Raw genomic sequence first — 16304 nt, 5'->3', positions numbered from 1 at the left:
GCGACCATAGTTGCGGGGGTTCCACGCCAGAGATGATGAAAATGCCATATGTGGCCGGGGCCGCGCTTCTCCAAGTCGCCGTACTGCTGTCAGCCTGCGACAACCAGGGCGACGAACCACTGCCTGCGGCCAATGCCGCTGCGCCCGCGCCCACTCCGGCGGCGTCGCCCAACGTGCCGGTGTCGGGACCGAAGCGGGTCGTGCTGGCTTTTGGGGACAGCCTCTATGCGGGTTACGGACTCCAGCGCGGGCAGAGCCTGCCCGACGCGATCCAGGCGCGGCTGCGCGGGCAGGGCATCGATGCGACGGTGGTGAATGCCGGTGTGTCGGGCGATACCAGCGCCGATGGGCGGCGGCGGCTCGTCTATATGCTGGATCGGATGAAGGCCAAGCCCGACCTGGTCATGCTGGGCCTTGGCGGCAATGACGTGTTGCGACAGGTCGATCCGGCCGAGACGCGCGCGAATATGGCGGCGATGCTGGACGAACTGGACCGTCGCGGCATTCCGGTGATCCTGACCGGCATGATGGCGCCGCCCAATCTAGGGCCTGAGTTCGGCAACAGGTTCAATACGATATGGCCCGATCTTGCGCGCCAGCATAAAGCTGCGCTCGACCCGTTCATCCTTCAGGGCGTATTGGGGCAGCGTCAGTTGATGCTGGGCGACGGGGTCCATCCCAATGCGACCGGCGTCTCGCGCATCGCCGATCGCGTGGCACCGCTGGTGGCGAAGCAGCTCGTCGATTGACGGCGCGGCGTTCGCAAAGGCTCACACCCCTTCGGCGTGACGAGTGATCGCCTCGCAGATTTGGTGTGTGGCCAGGATCGCATCGGCGTCAGTTGCGCGGCGCTCCTTGGCGGCGGCGAGAAAGTCGGCGCACATCGCCTCGAACCCGCGTTGCTTGCCGACCGTCGTCCAGTCGCCCCGACGCCGATGCCACGCGCCGCCTTCCATGCGCCGCTCCTCGGCCATGTTGAGGACCGAATGGCGAAGGCCGTTGCCGATGACGTCCAGCCGCTCTTCGTCGAGTCCGCTATTGCGGTGCATGGTCCCGATCGCGGTAAAGCCGTCGCCCGCCAGCATCAGCGTCGCCGAGAGCATTTGGCCCTGCTCGACATGGGTCTCGATCGTGCGGCGCAGGACCGGGCGGGGCGCGAGGAACAGCAGCGTGTCGACGACATGGATGCAGTCGTCGAAGACCACCCGGCGCGGCGCGTCCGGCTGTCGGTGACGATGCTTTTCCATGATAATCAGATCGGCCTGCAAGGCTTTCAGCGCGACATGGGCGGGCGCAAAACGACGGTTGAAGCCGATGGTCATCAACGTCTCCTGCCGCTGCGCCAACGCGACCAACTGCTCTACCTCCCCGAAGGTGTTGGCCAACGGCTTGTCGACCAGGGTCGGGATGCGGCGTTCGAGCAGCGTCCGGACCAGCGCCGGATGCGCATCGGTTGCGGCGTGAACGAAGGCGGCATCGAAAGTTTCGGTACGAAGGGCATCGTCCAGGCTGGAATGCAGCCCGGCGACGCGAAAGCGCCGTCCGGCCTGATCGAGCACCTGCGCGTTGCGGGTCGCGAGGTGCAACTGGACGTCGGGCATGGCCGACAGGACCGGCAGATAGGCCTTGTGCGCAATGTCGCCCAATCCTGTGACCAATATTCGCATGTCGTCTCCAAGTGCTTCAAACCACGCCTATCGCATGTCGGCACGCTTGTCCTGTCTTGGCGGAGCGGTAGAGGCGCGGATGGCGAGGTGGGCGGGGGTGACGACCCGGCCGGTTGGCGTGCCGTCGAGCCTGACCAGCGACAGGTCGCCCGGTATGTTCCATACCCGGTCATGCGCGGGTGACCGGCGAAGCGCCGCGGCGGGCAGGGACAAGGCGACGGTGGATACACCCATGGTCAAGGGCCATGCGAGGTTGTCCGCAGCCTGGAGAACGTTCAGTCTGCCAAAGCCGGTGGCCGTCAAGGCCGTCAGCCATTGATTTTGCACGATTGTGAACGCTCTCTGGACAGGCCGCCAGCAATGCAACACAGGTCGGCAAAACAGCATGATCGGGAGAGGGTAATGGTAACGAAGGGCAAGATGGCGGGCGGCTTGGCGATGATGGCGCTGATCGCAGCGGGCACCGGGGCGTCGGCGCAGACGCCGCAGCCTATGCCAGCGAAGGCGGCGCGAACCAGCATCGCCGATGCACGCGCGCGTGCCGACCGGATCGTTGCGAAGATGACCCGCGAGGAAAAGATCCTGCTGGTCCATGGCCTGTTCCCGACCATGGCGGCGGGCAAGTCGAAGGAGGAACTGATCCCCTCGGCCGGACATATCGACGGTATTCCTCGGTTGGGCATCCCGCTGGTGCGCGAGAGCGACGCCTCGCTCGGTGTAGCCAATCAGGTCGAACAGCGGGTCGGCGACGTCGCCACCGCGCTGCCCTCCGGCCTGGCGACGGCCGCCAGCTTCGACCCGGCCATCGCCCGCGCCGGTGGCGCGATGATCGGCGCGGAGGCGCGCGACAAGCGGTTCAACGTGCTGCTGGCGGGCGGCGTCAACCTGACCCGCGATCCGTGGAACGGCCGCAATTTCGAATATCTGGGCGAGGATCCGCTGCTGGCTGGCACGCTGGGCGGCGCGCATATCGCGGGCGTGCAGTCGAACCGCATCGTCTCGACGATCAAGCATTATGTGCTCAATGCACAGGAAACCGGCCGCAACATCCTGGACGCCCGGATCGGCGAGGCGGCGCTGCGGATGAGCGACCTGCTCGCCTTCCAGATCGCGATCGAGCAGGGGCGGCCCGGCTCGGTCATGTGCGCCTATAACAAGATCAACGGCGACTGGGCGTGCGAGAACCGCCACTTGCTGACCGACGTGCTGAAGCGCGACTGGGGCTATCATGGCTGGGTCATGAGCGACTGGGGCGCGGTGCATTCGACCGTGAAGGCCGCCAATGCCGGATTGGACCAGGAGTCCGGGCAGGAACTGGACAAGGCCATTTATTTCGCCGAGCCGCTCGCCGAGGCGGTGGCCAAGGGCGAGGTGCCCGAGGCACGGCTGAACGACATGGTCGCGCGCTATCTGACGGGACTGATCGAAACGGGCGCCTATGACGCGGCCGTGCCCGCCCAGGCGGTGACGCCCGACTATGCCGCCCATGCCGAGGTGGCCCAGCGCGCGGCGGAGGCGGGGATTGTCCTCCTGAAGAACGACGGCAATCTCCTGCCGATCGCGCGCACCGCCAAGCGGATCGTGGTGATCGGCGGCAATGCCGATGTCGGCGTACTGTCGGGCGGCGGATCGTCGCAGGTCCGCTCGGTCGGCGGCGCGCCGGTCGAGATCCCGCTGGCCTATGGCGGATCGTCCTCGTTCGCGCGGATCACCTATCATGCCTCTTCGCCGCTCAACGCGCTGCGCAAGGCGCTGCCGGGCGTGGAGATCGAATGGCAGGACGGACGCAACCTGAACGCGACGGTCGCGGCGGCGAAAAATGCAGACATGGCCATCTTCTTCGCGACCCAGTGGACGACCGAGGCGGACGACGTGCCCGACCTGCGCCTGCCGAACCAGCAGGACGCGCTGATCGCCGCGATCGCCGCCGTGCAGCCGCATACCGTGGCGGTGATGGAGACGGGCGGCCCGGTACTCATGCCCTGGATCACGAAGGTCCCCGCCGTGGTCCAGGCATGGTATCCCGGACAGCGCGGCGGCGAGGCGCTGGCCGCCATCCTGACGGGGCAGGTCGATCCCTCGGGCCGCTTGCCGATCACCTTCCCCGCCGACGCTTCGCAACCGCCGCGCCCGCGCCCGGTCGGGCTCGACAGGCTGAGCGAGGTCGAAGCGGCGGCCGCCGCCAATCCGGCGGCGACGCCGGCACCGACCCTCCGGAGCTTCCCGGTCGATTATGTCGAGGGCGCCGATGTCGGCTATCGCTGGTATGAGAAAAAGGGGTTGAAGCCGCTTTTCCCCTTCGGCCATGGCCTCAGCTATACCAGTTTCGCCTATCGCAATCCGGTCGTCACCGGCGGCAAGACGGTCCGTGTCACGGTCGATATCGTCAATACCGGCCAGCGCGCCGGGTCGGACGTGCCGCAAATCTATGTGACGCGCGACGGCAGCGGTGATACGATGCGATTGGCGGCGTTCCAGCGCGTGACGCTGAAGCCCGGTGAGACGCGCCGCATCACCCTGATCGCCGAACCGCGTCTGCTGGCGGATTACGACACCGCGCTTCCCGGCTGGCGGATCCGGGGCGGTACCTATCGCGTCGCGGTGGCGCATGACGCGACCGACCGGGCGATGGTCAGCGCCACCCGGATCGATGCGCAGACGATGAAGCCTTGAGGAAGCCGTAAGGCCCGTTGCCCTTGGCGTGCGATCGGGGGCAAGGGTGGGCGATGGCCCCCGATCGCACCCATCCACGCCAGCGTCCGCCCCTGGGGCTCTATGCGCTGGCCAATATCGGCGGGGTGGCGGCGTATCTGCCACTGCTGACCCTGTTGGTGCCGATGAAGGTGGAGGCGGTCAGCCCGGATGGCCGGATCGCCTTGCTCTCGCTGGTCGCGGTGCTGGGCGCGGCGACGGCGAGCCTCGCCAATATCCTGTTCGGCTGGCTGAGCGATCGGTCGCAGCGGGCGGGGCGTGGTCGGCGGCGCTTGATGGCGATCGGGCTGGCGGGGGTGGCGGCCAGCTATGCCGCGATCGGAATGGCTGCTACGCCCGTGATGCTGGTCGCGGCGATCCTGTTTTTCCAGTTCGCGGTCAACGCGCTCCTCGCCCCGCTGATGGCGATCATGGCGGAGGAAATACCCGATGCGAAGCGCGGGCTGACGGGGGGCCTGATCGCGCTCGGCAATCCGGTGGCCTCGGCCTTGTCCACCTGGCTGGTGGGCGAGACGCTGCTGGGGGAGCAGGGGCGGCTGGCGGCCTTGGTGATGGCGGTCATGCTCTGCGTCCTGCCGTTGCTGCTGGTCGGGGCAGGGGGCTCCATGTCGGACGCGGGCATCGCGGCCACGCCGTCGAGACCGTCCAGGCAGGATTTCATCATTGCGGGTGTCGCGCGGCTGTGCGTCCAGGTCGCGGCGGTCGTGACCCAGGTCTATCTGCTCTATTATTTCGAGACCATCGTACCGCCCGCCGAATATGCCGATCTGCCGCGCTGGGTCGGGCGGGTCTTTACCTGTGCCTTTGTCCTGCCCTTGCCGATCGCCCTGCTGCTGGGGCGATTGGCGGATCGGATGGAGCGCCGCCGGGACATCCTGTTGCTGGCGGCGCTGGTCGCGGCGCTGGGCCTGCTGGCCATGGCCGGGGCACCTAGCCGTCTTGCCGCAGCGGCGGCGTTCATACTCTATACTGCCGGATCGTCCGTCTTCGTCGCCTTGCACGTCGGGTTCAGCTTCCAGCTTCTGCCCGATCCCCGGCATCGGGGCCGCGATCTGGGCCTGTTCAACCTGACCAACAGCCTGTCGACCATCATCGGTGCAGGCCTGACCTGGACCTTCGCCACGCCGCAGGACTTCGACGTCGTGCTGGTGATGCTTGCCATGGTCACGATGGCTGGCGGCCTGGCCATTTTGGGCGTCCAGGCGTGGCGATAGGGTAATTGTCAGAGCAATATTCGCTCAGGTCCGGCGGAGCGGCCCATTGGCGACCGGCTCGCCGAAATCGGGTGAGCCATCGGCGCGGTATCGGAAATACTGCATCCGCGTATCGCGATTGGGATCGAACAGCGGATCGCCCTTGATTTCGCGATAGTCGCGGGCGTGGTAAACCAGCACATCACGCCCGCGCTCGTCGACCGTGAAGCTGTTGTGCCCCGGTCCGTAAACCTTGTGCGCGGTGGAGGTCTTGAAGACCGGCACCGGCGACTTGGACCAGTTGGCCGCGTTCATCAGCTCGGCATCGGCGTTGCAGGTCAGCATCCCCATGCAGTAGCGGGCATCGGTCGCGCTGGCCGAATAGGTCATGAACAGCTTGCCGTTGCGGGCGAGCAGGGCGGGAGCCTCATTGACCTTGAAACCCTGGATCTCCCAGTCCAGCGTCGGCACCGACAGCCGCACCGGCTTGGCGGCCAGGGTCAGCGCGGTCTTGAGCGGCGCGAGATAGAGATTGGAATTGGTGGCAATGCCCGGCTCGCTCTGTGCCCATGCCAGATAACGCTGGCCCTTGTGGACGAAGCTGGTCGAATCGAGAGTGAAGCTGTCCCATTCGGTCTGCAACTGGCCCAGCACCGACCAGTTGCCGGTCATCGGATCGGGGCCGTCGCACACCACCGCGAAGGTGCGGATGCGGAACACGTCTTCACCGCCGCCGCTCGGTCCTGCCGCGAAATACATGGTCCAGCGGCCGTCGATCAGATGCATCTCGGGCGCCCAGATGAAGCCCGACATCGGCCCGCTCGGCAGATGCCGCCATAAGACCCTTTCAGTCGCGGTGGCCAGCCCCGCCAGCGTCTTCGAGCGGCGCAGGACCAGCCGGTCATATTCGGGTACCGATCCGGTCATATAATACCAGCCGTCGGTGTGGCGGAAGACCTGCGCATCGGCGCGCTGACGGACAACCGGGTTGACGATGGTCGGCGTACCCGCCGCCCGTGCGACAGAGGGCAGGGCCATGGCGGCGGTCGCACCAGCCATGAAGGAACGTCGGGTCAGCATGGTCCATCCTCCGCCTGTCGGCCGCGCCGTCCCGGACGGGATCGTAGCGGTCCTTGTTATTCGAATCGCCACGGGGCACATCGAAGCCACAGCCCTAGCCCAAAACTCCGACATTACAAATCTGCGGATTTGGAGACTCCGAGCATCCATTGGCGCGGGGCGACGTTGACGCGCCATGTCTTCATCCGATCCGGGTCGTTACCCCTTTCGCCCTATCATCGACCGCCCCGCCTATGACTGGCCCGAGGGGCGCAGGGTCGCCATCTATCTGGGCGTCAATCATGAGGTGTTCGACTTTGGCGGCGGCCTGGGGGCCGAGCTTGCCCCGTCGCAGAACCAGCCGGACGTAATGAACTATGCCTGGCGCGACTATGGCAATCGGGTCGGCGCTTGGCGGCTGTTCGAGTTGTTCGACCGGCTGGAACTGAAGACGACCGCACTGCTGAACGCGGATGTGCTCGATCGCTGTCCGGGACTGGCCGAGGCCTGTCGCGACCGGGGTGACGAGATCGCTGCGCATGGCGGCACCAATGCGAAGGCGCAGGGGAAGCTGGGGCAGGATGAGGAACGCCGCCTGATTGCCGACGTGAGCGACAAGCTGGCCGCGCTCGGCACGCGCCCGATCGGCTGGCTAGGCCCCTGGATTTCGGAGAGCGAGGCGACGCCCGATCTGCTCAAGGCGGCGGGGTATCGCTATGTCCTGGACTGGGCGCATGACGACCAGCCGACCCGTTTGGCGACCGAGCACGGCGAACTTCTGTCCATTCCCTATTCGCAGGAGATCAACGACCTGCCCGCCGTGATCCAGCGCAAGCAGGAGGCGGACGCTTTTGCCGCGATGATCCGCGATGCCGTCGAGCAATTGCTGTCCGAAGCCGATCGCCGCCCCTCTGTCCTGGGGATCGCGCTACACCCCTATATCATGGGGCAGGCACACCGCGTGCCGCCTCTCGCCCGCGTGCTGACGGCGCTGCGCGAGGCCGATGATCCCCGGATATGGTGGACGACCGCCGGAGCGATCGCCGACCATGTCGAGGCGAACGGGCTCGCCGCCTAGCGCCCCGACGCCAGGAAGCGATCCGCCGTGCGCAGCGACAGCGCCATGATCGTCAGCGCGGGATTGGCGGCCAGCGCACTCGGGAAGACCGAGTTGTCGCAAATCCACAGATTGGCGATGTCGAAGCTGCGCCCGTCCGCATCGACCACCGCTTCGTCGCCATTGTCGCCCATCCGGCACGTGCCGATGGTGTGCGCCGAGCGATCGACCGCAAAAATGTCCTGCGCGCCCGCCGCTTCCCAGATGGCGGTCATGACGCGCCGGGAATGCTGATCAATGGCGCGCTCGTTGGCGTGATAGCTGAAATCGATCCGCGCCTTGCGATGGCCGAAGGCGTCGGTTTCGTCCGACAGGGTCAGGCGGTTGTCGGGATGCGGCAGGCAATCGCCATTGATGCCGATCCCCGCCATGCGGTTATAGTTTCGCAGGATCGACTGGAGCCGCGTCCCCCACATGCCCGCCCCGCGCGCCAGTCCGGTGGCGAGGTTGACCGGCAGCACGCCCAGGCTCTGCATCAGATAGCCGCCGACGCAATCGGCATCGGCGGGGCGCATCATGTCCTCACTGATCAGCGAGGAGGGATAGCCCCGGTTCATCCGCATCTCGTCATCGAAGCGCCCCCAGACCTGGGTCGCGACATGCGCCATGAAGTTGCGACCGACCTGGCCGCTGGAATTCGCAAGGCCGAGGTTCAGCAACAGGCGCGGGCTCTCCACCCCGCCCGCGCACAGGAATACGGCGCGGCAGCGCTGGCGATGCTCCTCGCCGCCCTGATGATAGACGACCCCGTCGATCCGACCCTCCTGGTCGAACTCGAAGGACAGGACGCGTGCCCGGGACCGGATTTCGGCGCCATGTGCGACGGCTTTGGGCAGATAGCTGGTGTCCATGCTGGTCTTGGCGGCATTGCGGCAGCCCTGATGGCATGTGCCGCAACTGACGCAGGCCTGCCGCTGCCCCCAATATGGCTGTTCCCGATCGCGCGAGACGAGGGCGGCGGGAGCATCGGTTGCGGTGATCCCCAATGCCTCGCACCCTCGCGCCATCACCTCAGCAGAGGCGTTGCGCGGAACCGGCGGATAGGCATAGCGGCGGGCGTCATCCCAGGGGTAACGGGCGGGACCGGAAACACCGGTAAATTGCTCGACCTGCTCGACACAGGCGATCAGTTCGGCATGGGGGACGGGCCAGTCCGCACCTTGGCCGGTCATCGTCTTCAGTTGCAGGTCGCGGGGATCGGGGCGCGGGCAAAAGGCCCCCCAGTGGAGCGTCGAGCCGCCGACACCCATGCCGGAATTGTTCGACCCGAAGGCGGTCGGATCGTTGCCGCCGCTCAGTCGCTCTTCCATCCAGTAGATATCGGCGGCGAGCTCGTCCGCGACATGTTCGTTCGGGGTGAAGGACCGACCTGCCTCGAGCGCGACGACCGACAGCCCGGCTTCGGCCAGTCGCGCGGTCAGCGGGGCGCCGCCCGCGCCGGTGCCGATCACAACGGCATCGACCATCTCGGTCGTGGCATAGGGGGCGCGGCTCATGCGATCTTCTCCTCTACCATCTGCCAGGCTTCGACATCGTTCGCGCCGGTCCGCCGATAGCCCTGGTTGCGCGGGCCATCACCGCCGACCGCAAAGCCGTCATAACCGATTGCCGCCATCGTCGAGGGCAGCGCCGCCCATTGGCGCACGACCTCGGCCCGAACGTCCTGGAACCACAGGGCCATTTGCTTCGGCGACAGCGGTCCCGTATCCACGGCGGCGTCTTGGCCTCCCGCAGCGATCCGGTCGCGCCATTCGGACCGGGCCTGATGGTCCAGTGCGGTAAATCCGCCAGTGAGCGTGTCGAGCGTCAGCAAGCCCTGCCGCCAGGCCTCCGGATCGGGCGGCAAGTCGGCAAAGCGCCAGCCGTCTCCCGGCCCCTGCACGATGACCGCCTCGATCCGCCGCGCGAGATCATGGGTGGAGACGTCTTCCGGCAGGATATGCGCGATCAGGGTCTCGACGGTCGCCCGCTCGGCCTCCGACCATGGAAGTCCGGTGTCGGAAACGGGGCGGGTCCGTTCCAGCATGGCAGCGCGAGTGCGACGGCTGACCCGGTCGGAACTCAGGATATCGACGAACCCGACCGGAAGGATTGATGAGGATAGCGATGCGGCGTGGTCTGCGAGCAACCTTGCAAGCGCCTCGGGCTGTTCAAAAGGGATCATATGGGCGGCACCATCCACCACGCGGATATCGGCGTGACGATAATGCGGGGCGTTTAGCTGGCGCTGCGCATCCACGTTCAGATCGCCGTCTTCCGAGCCAGCGATGATCAGTGCAGGTATGGAAATCCGGCCGACCTGACCGCTCCAGTCCTCCAGGCTTCCGCGCTCCAGCCAGCCGAGCCAAGCCTCTCGGCTCGAAGCTTGTACGTCCGCAACTGCCCGATCATGCCGTTCAGGTGGCAACGCCAGCGCGGTATTGGCCTTCACGAAGGTCTCGGCATCCTCTTGCCCGATCGATCCGCTATCGACCCAGCCGATCATCTGCGTGCGCCGTTCCTCTTCCATTGGTTCGGGTGAGGGCGGGGAGGCTGCGACCAGCACCACGCCGACGACCCCGGCCAGCCCGATCTCCCCCGCCGCCGCGCGGGCCGCGACGATCGTGGCGATCTTGCCGCCCATGCTGTGCCCGACCAGAATAGAGGCGGTCAGGCGGTGGTGGCGGATCGTGTCGGCCAGATCGTCGGCCATCGCGGCGACATCGGCATAGCCTTCATCGATCCGCTCGCCAAAGCCCGGCAAGTCGAGCGCGATGCAGGGCGCATCGCCGATATGCTGGCATACCGGCTCCCATTCCCGACGGCTGGAGCCCAAGGCGTGGAGAAAGACGAAGGTCGGTTGGATCATGCGGCCGGGTTCCTTGAAAGCCCATGCTGGACGCCGCACGACACGGTCCGTTCCTGACAAATGTCGCCCAACAGAAATTAATTTGGATCACAGGCGATAATTCTCGTCGCCCGCGCGATGCCGCAAAATTCATGGAACCCTGCGCCAACGTAAGCGCTTGGCCACGGTCCATATCCATGATCGGAGTAAAGTCGTGGCCGATACCGACCAGGCGCAGCCGCAGTACAAAATCGAATATCGCGAAATCCAGCCGTTCGGCACACTGAAGGACTTGCCGCTTGGTCTGTCCGAAAATGCCCGCAAGCAAAGCGTATCGATTCTGAACCAGGTTCTGGCCGACACGATGATGCTGCGCGATCTCTACAAGAAGCATCATTGGCAGATGTCGGGGGCGACCTTCTACCAGCTCCATCTGCTGCTCGACACGCATTACGAGAAACAGGCCGAGCTGGTCGACATGGTGGCCGAGCGTATCCAGGCGCTGGGAGGTATCAGCATCGCGACGCCGCATGACGTCGCCGAGATGACCCGTATCCCGCGTCCGCCACGGGGCCGCGAGGATGTGCCGACGATGCTCGCCCGCCTGCTGGAGGCGCATCGGATCGTGCTGGAACAGGCGCATGAGGGCGCAAAGACCGCCGACGAGTCCGGCGATGACGGCACCAACGACCTGCTGGTCAGCGACATCATCCGCTCCAACGAGCCGCAGGTCTGGTTCATCGGTGAGCATCTAGCCGCGACCGCGCTCCAGCGCGCCGACTGACCCCCAGCGAGATCGGAAAGGCAAGAGGCGATGGCGGATCGTGATCTGGCGAAGGGCATCGCCTCTAGCGACGTGCAGGAGGGGCGGATCGTCGCCGGCATGCTGGACGGACAGGATGTCCTGCTTGTCCGGCATAAGGGGCGGGTCTGCGCGCTGGCGGGCCAGTGTACGCATCTGAAAGCGCCCCTGGCCGACGGGATCGTCGCGGACGGCACGCTTCGCTGCCCCTGGCATCATGCCCGTTTCGATATCGAGACGGGCGAGGCGGTGGGGGCGCCCGCCTTCGCACCGCTGGAGCGGTTCGAAGTGGTCGAGGATGACGGCCAATTGCGGGTAATCGGTTCCGCCGATCCGGTCCCTGCACCCAAAGCGGCGGACACCACCGACCTTGGCCGTATCGTCATCATCGGCGCTGGCGCCGCGGGGCACGCCTGTGCCGAAATGCTGGCGCGCCACGGAGCAGGCGCGACGGTGACGGTGATTGGCGAGGAGGGTGATGCGCCTTATGATCGCACCTTCTGCTCGAAACAGTATCTGGCGGGCAAGGCAAAGCGCGACGAAACGAGCCTCCCATTGCCGGAGGGCGTGGACCTGCGTTCGGGCATGGCGGTGTCGCGGATCGACCGCGCGGCCAAAGCGGTCGTCCTGACCGATGGCGATACCATATCCTATGACCGGCTGGTGATGGCAACGGGCGCGGCGGTTGTGTCTCCCGATTTTTACGGTGCGGATCGCGGGGATGTGTTCGCCTTGCGAACACTGGCCGATGCCGATCGGCTGATCGCTGCGGCAGGGCAGGCGAAGCGCGCCATCGTGATCGGGTCGAGCTATATCGGCCTGGAGGTTGCCGCCTCGCTGATTGCACGGGGGCTGGAAGTCGCGGTCATATCCGAGGACGATCTGCCGCTGGAGAAGACGGCCGGGCCTGAAGTCGGCGCAATGATCCGCAACCTGCACGAGTCCAAGGGCGTCGCGTTCCATCTGAACCGCCGCATCGCGCGCTGGGACGGCCATGTCGCCATGCTCGACGACGGTTCCGAAGTGACCGGTGATATCGTCGTCGCCGGAATCGGGGTGCGACCACGGGTGGAACTGGCGGAAGCGGCCGGGCTCGATCTGGCCGCCAAGGCCGATGGCGGCGGCGTGAAGGTGGATGCGCAACTGCAGACGTCCGATCCCGCCATTTACGCAATCGGTGATATCGCAAACGCGCCGGATCCCCGGCTCGGCCATTCCATTCGGGTCGAGCATTGGGTCGTGGCGCAGCGCATGGGCCAGTGGCTCGCCCGGCATTTCATGGGGCAGGCGAGTGATTGCTATCAGGAGGTGCCGTTCTTCTGGTCGGGTCATTACGACCTCAGCCTGCGCTATGTCGGACATGTCGCGTCACTTGAAGACCTGACGATCGATGGCGATGTTCCGACGAAGGACTTTGTCGTGTCGTTTGCTGAAGACGGTCGCGAGCAGGCGGTACTGACAGCAGGGCGCGACGAACTTGCGTTGCAAAAGGAATATGAGTGGGAGCAGCGAGGTCGTTCCTGAGGCTGGAGACAAGATGCCGCCGGGATGAATAATCGGTCATCCACGCCGTCCAGTCTTGATTTGGCGGCGGACTGGACGATCTTTCGGGGCGTATGACTGGAGTGCCCCGATGAACGTCGAAGAACACACGCTGCTCACTCGGTTTCTCGATGAATTGTCTGTTGCGCGCACGCGTATGAAGGACCCCGAGGCCGATGCCATGATCGCCCGTACGCTGTCATCCAATCCGGATGCGGCCTATCTGTTGGTCCAGCATGCCATCGTCGCCGACCAGTCGCTTCACGCCGCCCAGCAGCGGATCACCGAGCTGGAACGTGAGCAGCAGGCGCGCCCGGCACCGGCAAGCAACAGCTTCCTGCCGCAGGGCGGTGCTGGCGGTCCCTGGGGTTCGCGGACCGAAGACAACTATTCACCACCCCCAGCCGAGGCCCGGCCCGGCGTCTTCTCCGGTGGTGGCGGGCTGGGCAGCTTCCTACGCAGCGCGGGCACCACGGCGGCTGGCGTGGTCGGCGGCGAGATGCTGTTTTCCGGCCTGTCCGACATGTTGGGCCATCGCGGCGGCGGTGTTGGCGGCTTGTTCGGCGGCGGAGGTCAGGGCTTTATGGGCCAACCCGAGAATATTACCATCAACACGTTCAACGATGACGATGGAGGCCGTTTTGACGAAGGCAATTCCGCCTTCGACAATTTCGACGATTATTGAGCGATGATCGGCCGGGCGGCGTCCCCTTCTTCGGGGGCCGCCCGGTTTGCGAAGGCAGAAGCGCCGGAAGCCTGCACTCCGATGGCGGCCAGACCGGCCGCCAGTTCCTCGCTGCGGAACGGCTTGGTCAGCCGCGCCATCTCAATGTCCATCCCCTCCGCCTCGGCATAGCCTGATACGATGATGCAACGAATCCCGGGCAGCTTGCCCTGCAGGTCGCGGGCCAGCTGCGCGCCACTCAGACCCGGCATGAGGTGATCGGTGACGAGCAGGTCGGGGCGCAGCCCGGCTTGCACCAGTTCCAGTGCCTGTTCGCCGGACGATGCCTCGACCACACCGTAGCCCAGATCGGCCAGCATGTCGGCGGTGCTCATCCGTACCAGGTCCTCGTCGTCCACCAGCAGGACGGTTCCGGTGCCATCGGCCTTTGCCGGGGCAGGGACCACAGGCGCGGTCGTCGCCGTTTTGACGTCGCTGAGCGGCAGCCACAGTGTGATCGCCGTCCCCCGCCCCAGCGCACTCGAAATCGTCAGGCCGCCGCCAAGCTGGGCTGCCAGGCCATGCACCATGGACAGCCCCAGGCCCGTACCCTTGCCGACGCCCTTGGTCGAAAAGAAGGGTTCGATCGCGCGCTGGCGGGTCGCCTCATCCATGCCCATGCCCGTATCGCCCACGCTCAGGCAGATATAATCACCCGCCGGAACGTCGACGATCTGCTGACTGTCGACCCCGTAGCGGTGGACCTTGACCGACAGCGTGCCGCCGTTCGGCATGGCATCACGCGCATTGACCGCCAGATTGAGCAGCGCCATCTCAAGCTGGTTGGCGTCGGCTCTGGCGGGGGGCAGGTCGGCGGCGACCTCAACCTCCAGCGTGATGGTCGGGCCTACCGTCGATTCGATCAGGTCGGCCATGCTGTCGACCAGCTGGCTCAGATCAACGGCGGTCGGCTGAAGCGGCTGGCGGCGGGCGAAGGCGAGAAGCCGCTGGACAAGGGTCTTGGCGCGTTCGGCCGATTGGAGCGCACCGTCGATCAACCGCTTTTCACGCGCCGTGCCGGAGCCCCTGCGCATCAGCATGTCCAGTGAGCCGATGATCGGGGTCAGCAGGTTGTTGAAGTCGTGCGCGACGCCGCCGGTCAGGCTGCCCATCGCCTCCACCTTCTGGCTTTGCCGCAGAGCCTCCTGCGCCGCTTCCAGTTCGGCTGCGGCCATCAGGCGCTCGGAAATGTCGGTGGCCTGATGAAAGGCTGCAATCACCCGACCCGCGCTGTCACGAAGCGGCGTATAGGTGATTTCCCAGTTCGGTCTGACGAAATCCGGATTGCCAAAGGCTTCGGCGACGGTGAAATGCTCGCCGGTCAGCGCGCGGGTCATCAGCGATCGGATGGCATCACGCTGATCAGGCACGAATTGGTCTGGCAAGACGTCACCGATCTTGGTTTCGAAACCGAAGATCCGTCGGAATTCCTGATTATGCGCCTTGTTGAAGGCGATCAGCCTATAGTCCGTGTCGAAAGCGCAGATGGGCGAGGCGATTGCCTCGACGATCTCGTGATAGCGGCGGATTTCAGCGGTGCGCTCGACGACCTGCTGCTCCAGCGTGTCCTTCAGTTCGCGCAGCGCCATCTCGGCGCGGGCACGTTCGACCGCGACCTTGACCCGTTCGCCGACATTCTGGACCAGCGCTTCCTCCTCGGGTGTCCAGATGCGCGGCGTGGCGCTCTGGACCGCGAGCAGGCCGACCCATTCGGTTTCCTCGAAGAGCACGACATCGACGAACGCGCCGACCTCGCGGGCCTGAAGCCCCGAACGCGCGCCTTCGCTCAGACGGTGGTCGGCGCCGACATTGGTGACGACCACCGGCGCGCCGCCACGATAGGCGGCCAGCAGGTCCGGTCCGAAACTGACCAGCGAATGGCGGCCGACGATCGACGATACGCCGCACGCATAATCGCGCTCCACGGTCATCCAGCCTTGCGACGTGATCTCGGCATAGAAGACGCGACTGGCCGACAGTTCCTCACCCAGCTGCTCCGCCACCAGTGCCATGATCTCGGTCGGAGTCTCCAGCGCACGAATATGATCGGACAGGGTCAGCAGGAACGCGGCGCGGCGTTCCGCCCGCACCCGCTGCGTCGTGTCGGCCAGCAGGCAAAGGACGCCGACCGGCTTGCCCTGTGCATCGGCGATGGGCGAAATGTCGAAATTGGCCCAGGCCTGCATTTGCTGCCCATCACGGCAGAGGGTCACTGGCCGGTCCGGAAAATGCAGTGTCTTGCCGCCGAGACCGGCGGTCATGATGACGTCGCTGAAAGCGGTATGGTCGGGCCAGCCGTCATGGACCGTCTTGCCCAGCAATTTCGGATGGCTGTCCCCGACAAACGCGGCATAAGCGTCGTTGTACAGCATCACTCCGTCCTCTCCCCAGAGCAGGAGGTACGGAACGGTCGAACGCAGCACCAAGGCAAGCGTCATCGTCAGCGCGATCGGCCAGCGCTCGACCGGGCCGAGCGCCGTGGCGTACCAGTCCATGCAAGCGATCCGATAGGCACAATCGCCACCGCCGGTGAGAACGTATGGCCCGCCCCGTCGGCAAGCGGTTTGTGTCAGCTATTCTGATCAGTCTGCGAAAACGTATCCGGCCTTTTGACGCAAGGTCATTGGCCAAGATGGAGATCCGCGCGTCCTGGTCCTCATA

General features: G+C 65.7%; 12 protein-coding genes and 1 pseudogene. 7 read left to right on the top strand and 6 right to left on the bottom strand.

What is annotated here, in order from left to right:
• The first annotated feature begins 41 nt into the window (after positions 1 to 41).
• A complete protein-coding gene (locus BSZ14_RS07890; RefSeq protein ID WP_241823688.1) occupies positions 42 to 749 on the top strand; it encodes an arylesterase in 708 nt (235 codons plus the stop codon).
• A 21-nt stretch (positions 750 to 770) separates the two neighbouring features.
• Here BSZ14_RS07890 and BSZ14_RS07885 read toward each other — a convergent pair whose 3' ends face one another.
• On the bottom strand, positions 771 to 1667 hold the full coding sequence (locus tag BSZ14_RS07885) for a Gfo/Idh/MocA family protein (protein ID WP_076710505.1): 897 nt from the start codon (positions 1665 to 1667) through the stop codon (positions 771 to 773).
• A gap of 27 nt (positions 1668 to 1694) precedes the next feature.
• Positions 1695 to 1901: a hypothetical protein gene (locus tag BSZ14_RS19290; protein WP_139330371.1), complete on the bottom strand. Its 207-nt coding sequence runs from the start codon at positions 1899 to 1901 to the stop codon at positions 1695 to 1697.
• A gap of 186 nt (positions 1902 to 2087) precedes the next feature.
• Here BSZ14_RS19290 and BSZ14_RS07875 point away from each other — a divergent pair, with 186 nt between their 5' ends.
• Positions 2088 to 4340 (top strand): beta-glucosidase, encoded by a 2253-nt coding sequence (locus BSZ14_RS07875; protein ID WP_076710534.1) that lies wholly within the window; start codon positions 2088 to 2090, stop codon positions 4338 to 4340.
• A 53-nt stretch (positions 4341 to 4393) separates the two neighbouring features.
• Positions 4394 to 5593, top strand: coding sequence for an MFS transporter (locus tag BSZ14_RS07870; RefSeq protein ID WP_076710503.1), 1200 nt, complete (start codon positions 4394 to 4396; stop codon positions 5591 to 5593).
• Between the two features lie 36 nt (positions 5594 to 5629).
• Here BSZ14_RS07870 and BSZ14_RS07865 read toward each other — a convergent pair.
• Positions 5630 to 6652: pseudogene (locus BSZ14_RS07865) on the bottom strand (glycoside hydrolase family 43 protein); the annotation flags it as partial.
• Positions 6653 to 6827: 175 nt separating this feature from the next.
• Here BSZ14_RS07865 and BSZ14_RS07860 point away from each other — a divergent pair.
• Complete coding sequence (locus BSZ14_RS07860) at positions 6828 to 7709, top strand: polysaccharide deacetylase family protein (RefSeq protein WP_042489123.1); 882 nt, start codon at positions 6828 to 6830, stop codon at positions 7707 to 7709.
• On the opposite strand, the gene BSZ14_RS07855 is transcribed toward BSZ14_RS07860, so the two are convergent.
• Entirely contained in the window at positions 7706 to 9244 is a 1539-nt protein-coding gene (locus BSZ14_RS07855; RefSeq protein ID WP_076710501.1) for a GMC family oxidoreductase, read from the bottom strand. The genes BSZ14_RS07860 and BSZ14_RS07855 overlap by 4 nt on opposite strands.
• Complete coding sequence (locus BSZ14_RS07850) at positions 9241 to 10596, bottom strand: alpha/beta fold hydrolase (protein ID WP_076710500.1); 1356 nt, start codon at positions 10594 to 10596, stop codon at positions 9241 to 9243. The genes BSZ14_RS07855 and BSZ14_RS07850 overlap by 4 nt, the downstream gene beginning before the upstream one ends.
• Positions 10597 to 10789: 193 nt before the next feature.
• On the opposite strand from BSZ14_RS07850, the gene BSZ14_RS07845 reads away from it, so the two are divergent.
• The 3 genes from BSZ14_RS07845 to BSZ14_RS07835 all read left to right on the top strand — a co-directional run bounded on the left by BSZ14_RS07845 (position 10790) and on the right by BSZ14_RS07835 (position 13604).
• A complete protein-coding gene (locus BSZ14_RS07845; protein ID WP_198930473.1) occupies positions 10790 to 11359 on the top strand; it encodes a Dps family protein in 570 nt (189 codons plus the stop codon).
• A 30-nt stretch (positions 11360 to 11389) separates the two neighbouring features.
• Entirely contained in the window at positions 11390 to 12901 is a 1512-nt protein-coding gene (locus BSZ14_RS07840) for an FAD-dependent oxidoreductase (RefSeq protein WP_076710499.1), read from the top strand.
• A gap of 109 nt (positions 12902 to 13010) precedes the next feature.
• Entirely contained in the window at positions 13011 to 13604 is a 594-nt protein-coding gene (locus BSZ14_RS07835; RefSeq protein ID WP_076710498.1) for a DUF2076 domain-containing protein, read from the top strand.
• Here BSZ14_RS07835 and BSZ14_RS07830 read toward each other — a convergent pair.
• The gene (locus BSZ14_RS07830; protein WP_076710497.1) at positions 13598 to 16138 is read right to left on the bottom strand and encodes a GAF domain-containing hybrid sensor histidine kinase/response regulator; all 2541 of its coding nucleotides are present in this window, start codon (positions 16136 to 16138) and stop codon (positions 13598 to 13600) included. The two genes, BSZ14_RS07835 and BSZ14_RS07830, sit on opposite strands and share 7 nt — an antisense overlap.
• Between the last annotated feature and the right edge of the window lie 166 nt (positions 16139 to 16304).

The organism is Sphingomonas sp. Sph1(2015) (assembly GCF_001970915.1).
Lineage (GTDB): Bacteria > Pseudomonadota > Alphaproteobacteria > Sphingomonadales > Sphingomonadaceae > Sphingomonas > Sphingomonas parapaucimobilis.
Note: the sequence above shows the minus strand (reverse complement) of the source record. Positions and strands in the feature narration are given on the sequence as shown.